The following is a 16,239-nucleotide window of genomic DNA, read 5'->3' as shown; positions in this document are numbered from 1 at the left end:
TACTTCTTTTTAATGAATCATCATACACCGGTATTTTGATGCAGGTTGCTTGCCAAGGAACATGACGCGATCAGGTTCAATGGTTGCGGGATATAATATTATTAAAGGCAAAGCAGCATTCATTACTACATTATTCTCCATAATATGAATATTGTGAATACCAGTTCCGTACAATGATCCTGTATTAATTAATACCGGCACCTTGTTTTGTTGCAGCGCTCCATGAATATGAGCTACTATTTCTTTGAATAAATCTTTTGAATCTTCACCATCGGGGGCTTTGAAAATTTCATTTGTAGCAGATTGAAGAAGATCGTATAATTCTACCAATTCGGCTTTATTGTTGGACACAAAATCTATCAGGCATTGGTTCAGATCTATAATTGAATAGCTATCAACAGGCAAAAGTTCTTCTATAGAAGCGATATATTCAATTTCTTTTATTGGCTCACAAACTATCATTATAGAGTTACCGCCGTTGGCGTTTAATCTTATTTCCGAACGTCTGTCAGATTCAACAAGTCGCTTTGCCTGGTGTATTATATTTGCTGGATTATTTAACGGCATCATAAATGGTTGCGTAAGGAAGTGAGGTTTCTATATTAAGTTTATCTCCAGTGTAAGCCAATTGAAAGAACTTTGAAAATTTCTTTTGCAATAATCTCTCGATGAACACAGGCCGTTCACAGAAACAATATTGTATCCACTCACTTTCTAACAGATTAGGTTTAGTTTCTATGGATGTGATCCAATATATAAATAAAATAAACATTTTATCAGTCAGGTAAGGATGAATGATTTTTTTGGTTAACGCCCCTTCCATTAGGTTGAACTTCTTTAAAAGTGTCAAATACTTACGAGCAACCGTTTCTATAGTAACAATTGTCCAATCTTGTACTGTAATATCAGTTTCCTTTAGCTCCTTGATACAAGCGCCTATTTCTTCTTTTTTTAGTACTAATCTGCCGGAATAAAATGCCGGAAAATATACCCGGCTGTTCAAATATTGTAAAAGATCATTATTCACTGATGCATTCCAGAAAAGCATTAATAAACTATTCTCAGATATTGATTCTGTAGATAGCATTGACCTAACTAAATATTCTAAATCCTTGCTTTTAAATTGCAAGAAAGTACCCATGATGGCTTTTTCAAACCGTTTCACAGATTTATCTGTTTTTATCGTGGTAAAAACCTGTCGTCCCTCTTTTTCACTATGTCGCTCACTATCGAAAAGAAAATGATTTATCAGATTAAAGTCTGGTAAGCCGCCTAAAATATTTATATCCGTGTTGATTAACATTAGTTCTTTTTGTCCTTCAAGATTCTTTCTTCAGCAATTTTGAATGCTTCTGCCGCAAATTCTTCATTTTTAATTAAGTCAAATATCTTATCAGCTAACCATAAAGTTAATAGTTCCTCTGATCCAACATTAAAAAGCTTAGAAAGCTTTTCTAAATGAATTCTGCTAACGGGTTTTTCATTATTCTCTATCTTACTGATATAAGCTGTATCCACCTCCAATAAAGCAGCTACCTGCCTTTGAACAAGTCCGTTACTTTCTCGTAGTTGTTTGAGTTTTTCACTGAGCATATTGTTCCACCAAAGGACTTGTCCTTTATTGGTCAAATGTAAAACTTTTTAAGAAGTAAAAGCTTTATATATTACCATATTCAAATGCCTTTAATTTCGATGGTTTCGTTTCTCTTTTAACAATTTTGAGGCAATTTATTATTGTTTTCTTTTCAAATAAAACCTTTCATACTGATTTCAGATATAATAAGATTTGAACCCAAATTTTAACCTAACTAATGATTCTTAGGATTTAAGTCTTCAATACATAATTCATCGTACCATTCTTTACAGATTTTCAGGTTTCTGTCGATAATCAAACTAAAGGTTCCTTCCCAGTCCCGCTTCATGTCGCTTGAAGAACAATTAGCCCATTGTTGCGAGCAAAAAGACCAATTTAAAAGAACTTTACTCAAGTGTTTTTCTGAGGGAATTAATGTTTTGTTCTTTTCAATAAAAGCCTCCCAATTCGATTTGTTAGTTTTCAATGGATTCAATTTATTTGCTGGGGTATCATCCTGATCCATTCTATTTAAAGCATAAGGCCATGCCCTAAAATTTCCATTTGTATTATACCACTGTTTTATAGGCTCTTTTATTCCCCATTTTCGGAGAATATATTTTTGAGGGGAAATGTGATCCCAATCAAATGGAACATTTGTATCATCTAACTGATACTGTTTATCGTTGAAAAAGCTAGAGAGGAAATCTCTCTGTGCATAAAGTAACAAATCCCTGGTGTAAATCATTTTAATCAGGAACAGCTTATATTTTGTTTTTTGTCCAAACTGTTCGATTATGTTTCCATTTTTAAATTTCCTTAATTGACTAAGGGAATTTCTGTCATATTTACCGTCATAAGTAGGAAAGGGAGTTAAAACTTCATCAGTTAATGCTGAATTAACTGTTAAATGTCCCCAGAAAGCATCACATGGCAATGTCTTGACATCCTCCCAAATATAAGATAACAGCTTTGAATGATCTTTTAAACGATCCCCTTTACCAAACCACATAAACAAGGTTAACATTCCTATCATTTTTTTATGTGACCGATCATTTAAGTTAAACCGGTCTTTCGACAACATAATTCTATAGAGAAGCATAAACATTATTTCAGGTGCTTCATCGGAAATTTTCGACGTTATTAAATAAGGAAGTCCATGCGGATTTGTATGTTTATCATACTTCAGCAAATGTTGAATGTAATCTAATAAAGTCTTACCTGAATAACTTTGATCATTGAATAGATTAATTAAAAATTTCTCGAATTCTCTTTTCTTACCATCAACTGTCTTTTGGAATTGCTTTGGTTTAATACGCATAGTCCGCGCATCACGTTGATCGTCACTTGAATGATTTTGAAAGAGCCTATAAGCTATTGTTATAAACCTTGCAGGTTTGAAAAGTTTTTGACATGCCTGCTCTATTTGGTTTTGAAGCTTTGATGGTATATGAGCTTTGAGTATAGAATAATTTAACTCTTCGCCACGCAATGGAGTTCCACCGGCATTTAGCCGGATAAAAAGATTTTCTATTTCATCCGAATCTTCATTTTCCTCTGTTTCCTCACTCAAATCTTCCGGTATTTCCGGCTCTTCAAGATTTTCATAAAATTCATCAGGATTTAGCGTCTGTCTGAATTTAGTAAAATCCAAATAAAGGGCGGGCACATGTTGCCCGGTTTCAAAATTAAGCATTATTTTAACCGCAGTGTAAATTTCAGAAATGCGTTTTTTTATGGCATCTTGACTTGAGAGTTCAGGTATATCTTTTTTTATGCAGCGATTTAAAATAGTTTCATAATTCTTCCAGTTTTCGATTGAATATATTAATTCATCTATCGATGCGGAGTTAATAAAATAGTCAAAAGGGATTGGGAATGAAGCATCAAATGGATAAAAATCGTCTAAGTCAGCCTCAAGATAATCATCTATATCATACAAAACCATTGCTTTACGGATATTTTCCGCAGTCAATGTTTTAGAATTATCTGTTCTACGATAGCCCCATGGATGTGATTTTGTAATGACCCTAAAGATGTATTTCCTATTGTCTTCACCTTTTGGCTTTTCTAAATCGACATAAACTTTAATTTTATTTTCCGAACCCCGGAATGTTTTGTTTCCAAAACCCAGACAAATCGATGTAGCTCTTTGCTGCCCGTCTAAAATTTCAAATTTATCAGACTTAAGGTTTGGAGATAGCACAAATGCACCAACTGGATAACCTCGTAAAAGAGAGTCCCACAAATTTTCAATTTGGGACGGTTTCCAAACAAACCCCCTTTGAACTGTAGGTAAAGCGACTTGGTTACTTTCTTGCCACCCAGCAATTTCTTGTAACGAGAAAACAGACTTTTTATTCATTTAAATTATTACTCCAAAATCAGTGGTGTAAATTAAATTATATTTCAGGCTGCAGTTTCGGCACCTATTAATATATTCTCCAATTTTTCAATTTGTTCCAATGGCGGTACACAGTAAAATATTCCGCTTTCCTGAGTTTTTCTAAGTCCCCGTAAGAACATATATGCTACACCTCCAAACTGTGATTCATAATCGAACCCTTGTAATTTTACAGTAAGATACTTCTTCAATGCCAATGTATAAATCAAATATTGTAGATGATAATTTCCGTCATTCATCGTGCTTCGCAACGAGTTAGTATTATACCAGCTTAATGAGTCCCCTAAAAAATTTGATTTCCAGTCTATGATATAATATTTGCCGGCATATTCAAAGATCAGATCTATTTTCCCATTCATGATTCCTTCAAGCTGCTCTTCGTAGCCGACTAAAAACTTTGCCTCATTATCTGAAAGTTCTTCGATTGCCGTATTTACAAAACTGCCTACGTTGAAATCAAATTCAAATTCACTGATTCTTTTATTCCTGCCAACGTCAGCAAGAGCAAATGTTGTCCCGTCAATATTTATCTCTGCATTCACGATGTGCTCTATCATCACAAAAAGCATTTTGGAATATGTGTCACCTGTGGCTGGCATAAAACGTCTAATACCCATATCAATAACTTTTTCCCAGTTTGTCGATTTGGTGAAATCAATATTCTCTAAAATATAATGAAGTAAGTGGCCCGTTACGATGCTCTTGGGTAACTGTTTAAATATGAACGATTCATATTCTCCGACAGTGTTATTATTATTTTCTTTTATTATAAAAGGTTGCTTTCTAGACAAAAAGGTGTAGCTCAGCTTATGCCAGTTTTGATCGCTAAGTTGAAATTGAGCCGGTTCCATCCGCTTTAATGGTTTCCATTCTAGCTTTCCAGAATATTTGGAATGGCTTGGTATAGCTGTGTGATCAGCAAATTGAATCAATTCGTTTTTAGCTTCAAGTGTCTTTAGTCCGGCTATAAAAGTTTTTAAACTTGAATTATTGTAATATGAGGCAGTGTTTTTATAGATATAGCATTTATAAACAGCCCTGGTAACGGCGACATAAATCATACGTCTATTTTCCTGTTCGAGTTGTTCGGAAAGCAATGCCGATTGTTCATCACTTAGCTGATTTTGATGAGCAAACAAATACTCCCCACTATCCGTATCACGGAAGCTACAAAAATCACCAACGCCTTCCGGTAACATATCTAAAAATGGGGCGAAGACTATATTATATTCTAAACCTTTACTTTTATGGATGGTGATAATTCTCACCGCTTCTTCATCACTTTCGATCCGTTGCTCAAACTCATCACCCTGAACATCCATACCTTCAGTCGCTTTCTGCAACCACGCGATAAGCTCACCGTTATTTAATTTGTTTGCGGTTTGCGTCTTGTGTAATATTTCAACCAATTGCATCAGGTTAGTTAATACACGTTCGCCATGTGAATGGTTAAGTAATACAGACCTTACCTTATAATCTCTTAAAAATGCTGCAAAGCTTACATAAATACCCTGTTGATCCCAAAGTACACTGTAAATTTTGAATCGCTCCTGTTGCTGATCATCGTTAAGTAGCAATATTTGATCGCGGTCAAATCCCGTAAAAGGTGATAGTAATGCTTTGTTGATCGAGCCACGATTTTTATCTTCAAAAGCTTGAAGCAGATAAAGTAATGCCGTAGCCTCGTTTGATTTTAAAATCTTACTATCGTCAATCGTCACAGCGGGAATACGAACTGCTGCAAGCGCATTCTTTATAAGTTTCCCCTGTTTATTTTTTCTAACCAGTATTCCAATGTCTGATGGCTTAACTGATCTGTATTCTCCATCAACCTCTAATTGATAGCTTTTGTCTTCCAGTAGCGCGAGTACCTGCTTAGCGACTGCTGCAGCGATACTGTCATTAGTGGGACATTCAAATAATAATATAGGCGTTTCAGGAGAACTGTCTTTCAGAAGAGAGTGAACAGTTTTTGTGGATGGTGCATCGACCGGGATGTAGCCAAACGAATTTTCCTGGCCCCCGAAAGCAAATGTATCAAACCCATCTACCGGTTGAAAAAAAACATTCATTGAATGAATGTATGCAGGGCAAGATCGGTAATTGATATTCATACTGTAATTGTTTGCTACAGTAGTCGCTGCTTTCAAATAGGTATTAATGTCTGCTTTTCTCCAGGCGTAAATGGATTGTTTCGGGTCGCCAATGTAAAACAGGATATTTGTTTGTCCGAAAACTTGTTCGAAAATTTCGTATTGCAATTTATCGGTATCTTGAAACTCATCGACAAAAACAGCCTTGTATTTTGCTCGTAAAGATTGCAGGAGTTGCTCATTATAATCTTTGACGGTGGCAGTATGTAAATTGATGATCATGTCGTCAAAGGATAACACACTGTTTCTGTTTTTATAAGCTTGAATATTGATGGATGCCTCTCTGATGCTCATACAATAAAGCGTACTGATGATCTTATTTGCTTTTTCACCGACTCTGCTCATTATTTCGTCGATCTCATCACACGCCACCAGCAAGTGTCCATACAGCGTGTTGATGTAACCTGAATTTCTTTTGGCCTTGATCTGCTTGATAAATTCTTCTGGACTATCGAGCAGGTGTGAGAGTGCAGTGTGCGCATATCGGTTCGCCGCAGTTGCGGCCCGCAAATTGCCTTCATCATTTATAATTCGCGTATGAAGCGTTTTGACGCATCCGTCTGCTTCCGAGAGAATTTTTTCGATATTTACCCATTCATTTTCAAGGTGATCAGATGAAAGTGCGTAATCAACATCGGGCAGATAGGCAATATACCGCTTACCACCGTAATGACCATTCAGTACCTCTAAAAAGTTTGCTCTAGATAATCCATTATCAATTAATATGTTAAGCAGCTTTAATGGAATACTCGTCACATGCGTTCGCCAGAATTTATTGATCTCGTCGTCGAGCAATGGCCCAGAGTCCTTTAAAGTCTCACAGCCAAATAATTGGCCGGTTTCAAAAGCAAATTCATTCAATGTTTGCTGGCAAAAACTGTGTATGGTCATTACTGAGGTATCATCCAAAAGCAATACTGCCTGCGTCAACAATTCCTTTACATTGCTCTCACCTTGCTTTTCTATTGCTTTATTGACCAATTGCAAAATTGTAGTATCCTTAATTGGAATACCATTGGCAACTTTAGCTGCTATACGGACAAACAAACGAATCCGTTCTTCTAATTCAGCAACAGCAGCCTTAGTGAAAGTTACCATCAACACCTCTTTAAGTGCGAGTTGCTTTTCCAGCAATAACCTAAGCAATAATATTGCAATAGAATAGGTCTTTCCTGTACCGGCGCTTGCTTCGATCAGGTTACTGCCTTCCAGGGGCACATCGGAAGCGACAAAGTTTTTCATTTGATCCATAAATATTAACGATTAAATGTTTGGTAAACAGGTTCGTAAATGTCCCGTGTATTTAATTTGCAAGCCTCATAACATTCGGAGCTCTCAAAAAATCCGTTCTCGTATTCTTTTAAAATATACGGGTCGTTTAACCACCCTCGCTCATCAGTAGCCTTTTTCAAATGTGCAAGGAACTTTTCGTGCGTTAAACTGTCAAGTTTACTCATGTCTAACCTGAAATCCGTAGAGAAAACAAGCGGTTCTTTATGCCCACGCTTATAAAGATCAAGAAAGACTTTTAATTTCTCGAATGCGATCTCTTTTGTTAAAGATGGTAGTACTACTTTTTCAAGCGTTGTTGCCGAGATATAATGCGTTTCCAGGTCAAGTTCGGCAGCGGTCGCCAGTAAATGAAGAATATATGCTTCAAGGCAATATTTTGCTTCGTTCTTTGAAAACGAAGCAATCATTAATACGTGATCGTATACAGGAAATATAGTTCCGTTTATTATAGAATCGTCTATTACAATTTCCACCTGCTGCTTTCTTGGCAGGCTGTCACCGACACATTCCTGAACTAATTCTTTGACTTCGCCTATACTCGTATATGTCTTTTCCAACACGAGATCAGCCATGTTTTTTAATGGCAGAATGCCTGTTTTTACCCCTTTGTTACGATAGTTAGGCAACAAGGCATCATCCAGGAAAAGCAGATCTTTTTTCAGATTCCACTCCTGAAGCTTATCCTGTTCAAATATCTCGGTGTCACCAAGCAATAGCGCCTCTTCACGGTAATAAATGCCAAGTATTTTATTGTAATATGCTTTAAACGGATTTTTAAAAAAAGCGATAAAGCTGTCAATATTAATATCGGCAAAATCAAGCATCTTGACTTCCGTCTTATCTAAAGCAGGTATTGACAGTTCCTGGTCTGTCAGGTATGTATAAAGGTCATTGCCCGTGTCTGAATATTTTGAACTAAAACTATGAAGGGGATGTAGTGTGACCATCGACGTGGGCTCGTCAGTAATATAATCCAGTAATTCGTCGATCAATGCCGAAGGAGGTTGGACAGTATTGTCTTTAGAATTTCTGCCTATATAGCTGATATATAATCTTTCCTTCGCCGAAAGAACTGTTTCTAAAAATAAGTGCTTGTCGTTTTCGCGTACATCTCTATCGCCCGGCTTGGGTTGCGCTTTCATCAGATCAAAGGTTACAGGCGATTCTTTTCGGGGGAACTTATCATAGTTTAAACCCAGGATCGCGACTGTTTTAAAAGGGATACTGCGCATTGGAATCAATGAACAAAAAGTAATTCCACCCGAAATAAAGTTACCTGGGCGCGTTTCTCCTTCCATTTCGTTGATAAAACTTTGTCGAAATACATTGAAACTAACTTTTTCGCCCATAGTCTCCGAAATAAGGTTTAAACGTTCCAGATAGTCCCGAAAAAGAAGGTAATCAGCATCATCATCATTTGCCCCTGTAAATAGTAATCGTCTTACACTATCTTCCAGGTATTGGCTCCATTCAGCAAGAGTCCTGTTTTGCTCCTGTTCGCTGCAAACTGAAATCAGCACCTGAATAAAATGCGTGAATTTAACTAGCTCCAGTGCAGATGCTCCCTCCGCAAGGTCCAGGGGATAAAAACCATATCCGTCTCCGAGATATTCGACCGGATCACTCATACAAATGCCGTACATTATACGTTTTAATCCATTTTCCCAACTTAATGTAACTGACTCATCTAATTCGCTGCCAGATATTCCGAACCGGATGTTAGCAGTATTGACGGCTTGTCTTATCAAATCTACATTTGTAATACCGAAACGTTGTCGTATATACCCAAGTTCTAAAAGTTGCAATATTTCTTCGGCCTTAAACTCATCTAAATTTAAGTTCATAATAGCTTGAAGTGAATTGAAAAAACCTTCGTTTACAGAAATATGCTCATCTGCGATAATAAAAGGAAATGAATAAGGGGCCGATTTGAATACAGCGCGGATATAAGGCGCATAGGCATCTATATCATTAACCATGACGACAATATCCCTCGGAGAAGTGATTTTACCCGTTTCAACTTGTCTTACTAAATAATTATAAAAAACTTCTACTTCGCGTGCCGGTGTATAGCAGGCATGGAAACTTAGAGAACCGTCCTTAAGATCATTCACAGTTATTATTTGGCGGTCTTCCTCGATAGCATTGTTAAAAAGGTCAAACTGAATTTTTTTAAGTAGTGTATCCGGAACAGGGAGTTCGACTTCGCTGTCATCATACCTGTCCAGCAATTCCTCGTGCTTAAAAAGCAAACTGAAGGTGTCCCGAATAACTTTGCCCCAGTTTGTTAACAGCGTATTCCCTTCAATTGGCGGCGCAAACTTGCCATCAATAGCGGAACGCTTCATCCAACGGGCTATTTGCGAAGGACTTCTATCCTCATACCAATAAAGTTGCGGTGCAGGATTCAAAAGGTAGAAACATATATCTATGTGTTCACCTAATTGTCTAAATAAGTCAATGTGAAAAGCTGTAAGAATGGAAATGCCAAATAAATGTATACGAGGTAATCTTTCCCTTATTTTATTTTGATTTTCCGGTTCCTTCAATGCGTTTATCACAAAATCTGCAATGAGCGTTTTATCAGGTATACGGGAACCCAGCGATTCTTTCGTTTTAATCCAAAGCCAGGCTTGCCAGGTGACAGAATCGTTTGATAACTCCAATGCGTTCCATTCTCTGATCATATCAGGTCGATATATTTGATATTGGTCAAACAGATCGCCTACCTTACGGGCAAGCCCGAGGCGTTTCACTTCATCGTTATTCTTATAATAACCTGCAATAACCGGATACCGGCGCTTGAAAGCTGCATCATCAAGTTCAGTAAAAAGCACCCATTGTAAATTATCTGCTGCCAGCACTCTTTCTTTAGGTCCGTCAAGCCTGAAATAGATTTGATAAATAATGTCGTTTGGTTTTAAAAAACGAATATTAGCCGTTATCCCGTTATTTTCAGCAATACGTATCCTTAGCCAATTATTCATTCCGGAAGTTTGCGTAATGATAAAGTCTGGTTGGAAAACACCACCGGGAAAATCACGCATATCGGATGAGATACGCAAGGCAAGCTTTTCCAGCGAGTTAGAGACTTTGAGAAATAATGCCATAGCTGTTATTGTAAATTTAGGTTTGTAGACGATGATTGAATAAATCGTTCAAAGATTCCTGATGCTCGTTGCACTGAAGTAATAACCGTTGTTCGCATGACTTCATGACTGGCTTGTATTGTTACGCTATTTTTCGCTCGCGTTACGGCGGTGTATAGCAATTCGCGTGTTAGCAGCCTTTCACCACCCTTTTCAGGTAGTAGTATTAGCACCCGGTCATATTCCGAACCTTGGCTTTTATGGATGGTCATTGCAAATACCGTTTGAACTTCGCTAATGTAATGTGGGAGTACATCGCGGACTCCTCCTTTACCATCAGAAAACCAGGCTTTTAAATTGCCGTTTTCATCGGGTCGAATAATTCCTGTATCACCATTGAATAATCCCAGATCATAATAATTTCGCGAAACCATAATAGGCCTGTTCTCATAAAAATCAGAAGTGATGCGAATTAACTTCTTGCTCTTAAGGTATTCTTCAACCAAGGTATTTAAATGCGTTACGCCTTGTTCGCCCTCCCAAACTGCACACAATATTCTTTGAGAATTAAGTTTTTGTAGTGCTTGTGTAATATCACCTTCATTGATATAGGTTTCAAAACCTGCAAAAAAAGCGGCCAATAAATGATGATTAAAATTATGATCAATGGTTACATCGCTTCCGGGTTTTATTGCTTCAATTTGGCCCGCTAAAATAGCATGACTTAAATTTCCGATCTCAGAAGTGTCCGAAAAACGATGGCTTTTTTTCAGTTCAATAATGTGTCCTGCTAATGGGTGCGACTGCTTAGCAGCTGGCAATTTTAAAACAGCATTTAAAACAATTGCTGTTTCTTGAGGAACCGTATTAATAATTGGTTCGAATTGGCATAAATCGCCAAGCATACTGCCTGCTTCAACAGATGCCAGTTGATTTTTATCACCGAGAAATATTAGTCGTGTATGTGGCCCAACCGCTTCCATTAGCTTTGCAAAAAGCGCAACATCTACCATTGAAGCTTCATCAATTACGATTACGTCTTCAGGTAAAGGATTCTCGGCATTATGTCGAAACTGGGTTGAATTGGGAACGGATTTGAGCAATCGATGTAACGTCACCGGTTCTAATGCTTTTATTCGATTTACCACTGATTCCGGGGCGTCAATTCTGGCACTTTGTAATGATTCTGCCATCCGCATTGCGGCTTTACCAGTAGGGGCGGCAAGCGCAACTCGTATATTAGGCTCAATGGTGTAAAGAACTGCAAGCAACTTTGCCAATGTTGTGGTCTTACCTGTTCCCGGCCCGCCCGTAATTATGGTAAAATTATTAATTACACCCACCAGCACACCAGCCATTTGCCAATCTATCTCATCTTGCGAAAAGTTGCCTTTGAAAAGGTCATTGATAAGCTCACAATTAGTAAGTAGTGTAGCACATCGGCCAGCTATTAACGGTTCTCCATTTTTTATTAAGGTCAGTATTCCATTCAGGATTTTTGTTTCGTAAGCAAAATATCGTTCAAGGTACAATCTCCTATTATGTAAGATAAAAGGTTGCAGACCATTTTCATCAGTAACCAACTGCTCATAAACGAGCTTTTCCTTGTCATTTTCAATTATTTTTTGATAATTGACAGGCAATCCTTCCAGTTCGTCGGCTAACAGATCAATATTCAGACAAATATGGCCTTCGCTCAATTTCTTGGATAAGAGATATACAAAAGGCGCCAAAACTTTCCCCGGAAAGAATTCCGCGAATTGTTGGTGTACATCATTTAGGGTTTGTTTCATCTAAGTTGGATAAGGTTAATCAATGACTATTGAACCATAATTCGATTTTTATAATCTTGATAATTTAGAATAAAATCTTCTTTAAACTGTAAATTAAAAGTGTGCAATGACTCATAATCGTCAGAACACAAATCCTGATTTATGCTTAAATCAGTCAATTTTTGTCCCAGGCCATTTTCAGCTACGATCTGAAAATCTGTAAGCATTACCTGGGGTTCTGTAAGTCCTTTTAAAAATTTAGTTTCGTAAACGTAATCAAAATAAGGCTCCGGTTTTAGCTTTAGCCGGGTTGCTGGCAAAACATTTTCAATGATTGTTTTATTTTCAAAAGCTTGCCTCAGTAATTCTACATCGGTGATAACAGGGCTACTTAAGAATGTAGCCGCCGCTTCCTCTAATTCGGAAATTAGCTGTTTAGCATCGGCTAATATAAAATCATCTTTTAATGCCAGTAACTGAAAGTATTCATTATAATGGAGCGTATTGGGAAGCCCATAAAAAGCCAATAGCTCCTCTTCAATTATAATTATTTGCAACAATAGATCGTTGAGTTGATCATCGGTATGTGTTAAACGTAACTTATGCCACAATTGCGCCTGTGCGATATAGCAAGTTATATTATTCAGGACTTCTGTTTTTTCCATATTACAAAACTGCTATTGTAAACCGCAAAAAATCACGGGTTAGCTACTTAATTTAAATCTGAATAAGAATCTTGGATACGCTTCAGCCGCTCCCTAAATTTTTTTACCGCTTTTACAGTTCCCTTAAGCTTGAGCATCGGTGAGAACTGAAGTAAAAAAGCCTCTAGTTCAGGACTCCATTCTAAATCCATCGTAAATCGCAAATAATTCTTTTCGGGGTCATCACTAAGAATATGGACGGTCGGATGTATAGGGGTGCGTTTTATATAATCGTACATCCACGCATCAGCGGTGTCCAGCATAAGTTTTAAAATTTCAGGCTGGTTTTCTGACATACTTAAATTTTCACGGAACACCCCAAAACTATTTTGAAAGTAGGTTGCAGGGTTAAATTCCCCCAGATTGACGATTTTTGGTCTGAGCGAAATAGATTCTCTGCTAATATGTTGTATCCTGTTCAGTGCAAAGAGTTGGAGTTCGTCTTTTTTCAACCTAAGCCTTTTTATCTCCGGGTCAGGTAACGGACAGGCTAATAAATACCAAGCATTTTGCCACTCCTTGATTACTAACGGCAAGACTAAGTGTTTCTTTAATTGTTTTTTTCCAAATGCCCGATATTGAAGCGTTATAGCACATAAATCTTCAATTGAATGAATGATCTCGTCGAAAAAATCTTGTCCGTCACGCGCCCCTTCCTTTGTATAGATAACAGGATTCCAGAGTGCATCGTGCCCCTTAGTACTTTCTTCAAGTTTAGCTATGGCTTTTAATTTGTAGAACGCATTTTTAGCTTCATTGGTGACAAATAAATGCGTAAATCCGCTTAAGCTACGGCTTAATTCCTGTAGATTCCGAATGTCGCGCGAATCGATTTCAGTAAAGGCGCTGATGGATTCAGGGTAATAATAACCTCCACGGCTTCTACTATATTTCAAAAGCTGAGCCGATTCTAAGGAGGTATATTTAGATGCTAAAATCCTTTTGAGTTCTCGAATATCAGATTCAAGAGTCCGATCTGAAACAGTTCTTTCCGCACCTGACAATGCGCAAAAATTTTGGATCCCAGGATAGCGCTTCTGCCTAATAAGTTCGTCCCATTTTTTTAGGCGGGCTTCTTGTTTCATTGGTTAAAGATAAGGTTATGCAAAGTATTTAAATAAGTCAAATACTGCAAACGTCTGATAGTATTCACTTATTCAACCACCGCTGTTACTTTATTATTTCGACCATATTTTTTAATATCCATTAAGAAAAGTAAAAGTTCAAGAACCCGTAAAGGAGTAACAGGAATAGTCTTTTGTTGATATTCATTTAATTTTTTGCAAAATGGCTGATATATCTCATATTCAAATAGGGGTTCGGATGACAGCAATCTGCTTAAATTCAAATATCGGTTGAAATACTCTGTGTTATTCACTTGTGATTGGTACACATTATTACGGCCTGTCGCGAACCGACAAACACGGCTGTCCCATATTGCATATTGCTCCGGATTAATGAAATGCAATAGCTTTGATGTTCCGACTATTGAATTGTTGAACAACGACTTAAGAGCATTAAACTCCTTGATTCCAATAATTGCGCCCTGCTGTACCTGGTTAAGTATGTGAAGCGGATAGTCAAAATCATCATTTTTAAAACTAAAAATGGTTGGCATCCATCCGTAGGTGAAATTAATACCAATTATTAGGTCATCTTTCCTTATTTCTCCTTTTCTATCAGCAATAATTTTAAAATAATTCAGGAAGGCATGGTAGCTGACCATGTAGTTATCAATGGTGGAAACATCAAACTCGTTTTGATGAAAGTCATTTAAGAGGTTGACAATGGTCAAATTTGGAAAAAGACTATCGGTATTCATATTTCAAAAATACCCACTTAAACCGCAAAAAAAGACGGCTTTACAATCTTTTTATGATTAAGTCATAGAGCACTTAAAATCGCTTTAATTATGTCAGTATGCGGCTTAATTAACCGTTTTACACCTGAACAGATTCATTCATAATCACATTGATGGGAGCTTCTATAAAATGGCCAGGAGATTCCGCCCCTTCCCATTTGTTGCCAGTGACCAGGTACAATTGATAATAAACCAGCCATTCAGCGACCCGGGGTACGGTATAGGCATAAACATAACGCTTGAATTTCTTACCGGGCTGAAGCAGCCGACCGTACCCTATTTATTATGCGCGGCAATCAGCCTGTCTGGTCATCTCCGGCGACAACAAGTTAAGAAAGCACTGTGAGAAAAAATGCCTGTGTGTACACGGCCTGATCTGGGTTTTAGCCTAAATCGTTGCACTGGAACTGATTCCCGAAATTACGGATTCAAAGAAAGCTCGAAAAGCTGATGTCCTATAATGACCGCCTCCCGGCACATGCAATCCTGAAACGTGTGAAGAAATGGGGCACCAAATAAACGTTAGGATAACCCAAGGCCGCAAAAACCCGGAAAAATAACACCGCTTGTTTTGAAGAAAATATAAGGTATGCGGGGCAGGGTTAGATTTTGTTCAAATCAAGCAGCCTTAACTGCCGGAACCGCCTCTTGCGAGGGCAGGAGCATGTGGCGGTTCCGGCGCACCGGGTATGCGGTCAAGGCTCATAGACCCAAACGGGAATTTCTATATTACCTAACGCATCTTCTATCATTAGTTTTACTTTCAACCAATCCAGCCCCCCGTTTCCGCAGCCAAGCGCAGGAATGGCAACACTTGCTACGTGATGAGTTGATAGATAGTTTCTTAATACGACCAACCCAGCTGCTATATAATCGTATTCAGACGGCAATCGCCAATGTGTTTTGGTCGGCAAATTGAGGATCAATTTATCTCCGTATAATAAGTTGCGGTCTGTGACCGCCAAAATTTTACCGATGTTAACGTGCCCTGTACGGCAAGCTTCCCTGTATACTTCAAAATTATGCGGAAAAGCCTTTTTGAATTGCAGGGCAATCCCTTTACCCATCACCCCAACCGTATTCACGGTGTTGACGAGCGCGACCGCTGGACTTTCCAGCAGGATGCCTTTCACATAATTAATCATTCTTTTATCTCTTTATCCAGTAACAACAACTTTTGATAAAAATCTTCCCAATAGTCATATAAATGCAGGTGCATTTCTGATGGTTCGTTAACCCTGTAATGGCGATAATCATCCGCCTGCATGATTGCCAGGTCCAAGTCCGTCACTTCGATTTCCCTGCCGTCCAAATCAATAATTTTCATCCAAGTATTTTTTTTAATGGTGATGAAGCTATCATGAGCCTAATATCGGTGGAAAAATTAGGC

Annotated in this window: 13 protein-coding genes; 1 reads left to right on the top strand and 12 read right to left on the bottom strand. The window is 37.8% G+C overall.

The genetic code is table 11. From position 1 onward, the window contains the following. Positions 1-9 precede the first annotated feature (9 nt). From I5M19_RS12085 to I5M19_RS12040, 10 genes are all read right to left on the bottom strand, one after another. Complete coding sequence (locus I5M19_RS12085; RefSeq protein WP_200066584.1) at positions 10-570, bottom strand: hypothetical protein; 561 nt, start codon at positions 568-570, stop codon at positions 10-12. Then, positions 554-1,303 (bottom strand): BrxA family protein, encoded by a 750-nt coding sequence (locus I5M19_RS12080; protein WP_200066583.1) that lies wholly within the window; start codon positions 1,301-1,303, stop codon positions 554-556. Before I5M19_RS12080 ends, I5M19_RS12085 begins: the two co-directional genes overlap by 17 nt. Then, positions 1,303-1,629, bottom strand: coding sequence for a helix-turn-helix domain-containing protein (locus I5M19_RS12075; RefSeq protein WP_235985833.1), 327 nt, complete (start codon positions 1,627-1,629; stop codon positions 1,303-1,305). The genes I5M19_RS12080 and I5M19_RS12075 overlap by 1 nt, the downstream gene beginning before the upstream one ends. A gap of 179 nt (positions 1,630-1,808) precedes the next feature. After that, a complete protein-coding gene (locus tag I5M19_RS12070) occupies positions 1,809-3,938 on the bottom strand; it encodes a DUF262 domain-containing protein (protein ID WP_200066582.1) in 2,130 nt (709 codons plus the stop codon). Positions 3,939-3,982: 44 nt separating this feature from the next. Continuing rightward, a complete protein-coding gene (locus I5M19_RS12065; RefSeq protein ID WP_214653057.1) occupies positions 3,983-7,381 on the bottom strand; it encodes a UvrD-helicase domain-containing protein in 3,399 nt (1,132 codons plus the stop codon). A gap of 5 nt (positions 7,382-7,386) precedes the next feature. Further along, positions 7,387-10,533 carry an exodeoxyribonuclease V subunit gamma gene (recC, locus tag I5M19_RS12060; RefSeq protein WP_200066580.1) on the bottom strand — a complete coding sequence of 1,049 codons (3,147 nt, stop codon included), beginning with the start codon at positions 10,531-10,533 and terminating at the stop codon, positions 7,387-7,389. Positions 10,534-10,538: 5 nt separating this feature from the next. Then, the gene (gene recD / locus I5M19_RS12055) at positions 10,539-12,305 is read right to left on the bottom strand and encodes an exodeoxyribonuclease V subunit alpha (protein WP_200066579.1); all 1,767 of its coding nucleotides are present in this window, start codon (positions 12,303-12,305) and stop codon (positions 10,539-10,541) included. Between the two features lie 26 nt (positions 12,306-12,331). Beyond that, positions 12,332-12,949, bottom strand: a complete 618-nt coding sequence (locus I5M19_RS12050; protein WP_200066578.1) for a hypothetical protein — start codon at positions 12,947-12,949, stop codon at positions 12,332-12,334. Between the two features lie 47 nt (positions 12,950-12,996). After that, entirely contained in the window at positions 12,997-14,073 is a 1,077-nt protein-coding gene (locus I5M19_RS12045; RefSeq protein ID WP_200066577.1) for a helix-turn-helix transcriptional regulator, read from the bottom strand. 68 nt (positions 14,074-14,141) lie between these two features. After that, positions 14,142-14,810, bottom strand: coding sequence for a DEAD/DEAH box helicase family protein (locus tag I5M19_RS12040; RefSeq protein WP_200066576.1), 669 nt, complete (start codon positions 14,808-14,810; stop codon positions 14,142-14,144). Positions 14,811-14,979: 169 nt separating this feature from the next. Here I5M19_RS12040 and I5M19_RS12035 point away from each other — a divergent pair, with 169 nt between their 5' ends. After that, entirely contained in the window at positions 14,980-15,195 is a 216-nt protein-coding gene (locus I5M19_RS12035) for a hypothetical protein (protein ID WP_200066575.1), read from the top strand. 349 nt (positions 15,196-15,544) lie between these two features. On the opposite strand, the gene I5M19_RS12030 is transcribed toward I5M19_RS12035, so the two are convergent. Both I5M19_RS12030 and I5M19_RS12025 read right to left on the bottom strand, forming a co-directional pair. Continuing rightward, positions 15,545-15,934 carry a macro domain-containing protein gene (locus I5M19_RS12030; protein WP_200066574.1) on the bottom strand — a complete coding sequence of 130 codons (390 nt, stop codon included), beginning with the start codon at positions 15,932-15,934 and terminating at the stop codon, positions 15,545-15,547. 56 nt (positions 15,935-15,990) lie between these two features. Further along, positions 15,991-16,176, bottom strand: a complete 186-nt coding sequence (locus tag I5M19_RS12025) for a 3-isopropylmalate dehydratase (RefSeq protein ID WP_200066573.1) — start codon at positions 16,174-16,176, stop codon at positions 15,991-15,993. Between the last annotated feature and the right edge of the window lie 63 nt (positions 16,177-16,239).

Source organism: Mucilaginibacter segetis, from assembly GCF_016522075.1.
Lineage (GTDB): Bacteria > Bacteroidota > Bacteroidia > Sphingobacteriales > Sphingobacteriaceae > Mucilaginibacter > Mucilaginibacter segetis.
This window is presented reverse-complemented; position numbering and strand designations above follow the sequence as displayed.

Excerpts from the sequence above, each read along its gene's own strand:
- I5M19_RS12050 (WP_200066578.1), bottom strand. The coding sequence starts at position 12,949 with ATGGAAAAAACAGAAGTCCTGAATAATATAACTTGCTATATCGCACAG.
- I5M19_RS12080 (WP_200066583.1), bottom strand. The coding sequence starts at position 1,303 with ATGTTAATCAACACGGATATAAATATTTTAGGCGGCTTACCAGACTTT.
- I5M19_RS12040 (WP_200066576.1), bottom strand. The coding sequence starts at position 14,810 with ATGAATACCGATAGTCTTTTTCCAAATTTGACCATTGTCAACCTCTTA.
- I5M19_RS12085 (WP_200066584.1), bottom strand. The coding sequence starts at position 570 with ATGATGCCGTTAAATAATCCAGCAAATATAATACACCAGGCAAAGCGA.
- I5M19_RS12065 (WP_214653057.1), bottom strand. The coding sequence starts at position 7,381 with ATGGATCAAATGAAAAACTTTGTCGCTTCCGATGTGCCCCTGGAAGGC.
- I5M19_RS12025 (WP_200066573.1), bottom strand. The coding sequence starts at position 16,176 with ATGAAAATTATTGATTTGGACGGCAGGGAAATCGAAGTGACGGACTTG.
- I5M19_RS12045 (WP_200066577.1), bottom strand. The coding sequence starts at position 14,073 with ATGAAACAAGAAGCCCGCCTAAAAAAATGGGACGAACTTATTAGGCAG.
- recD (WP_200066579.1), bottom strand. The coding sequence starts at position 12,305 with ATGAAACAAACCCTAAATGATGTACACCAACAATTCGCGGAATTCTTT.
- I5M19_RS12035 (WP_200066575.1), top strand. The coding sequence starts at position 14,980 with ATGGCCAGGAGATTCCGCCCCTTCCCATTTGTTGCCAGTGACCAGGTA.
- recC (WP_200066580.1), bottom strand. The coding sequence starts at position 10,533 with ATGGCATTATTTCTCAAAGTCTCTAACTCGCTGGAAAAGCTTGCCTTG.
- I5M19_RS12070 (WP_200066582.1), bottom strand. The coding sequence starts at position 3,938 with ATGAATAAAAAGTCTGTTTTCTCGTTACAAGAAATTGCTGGGTGGCAA.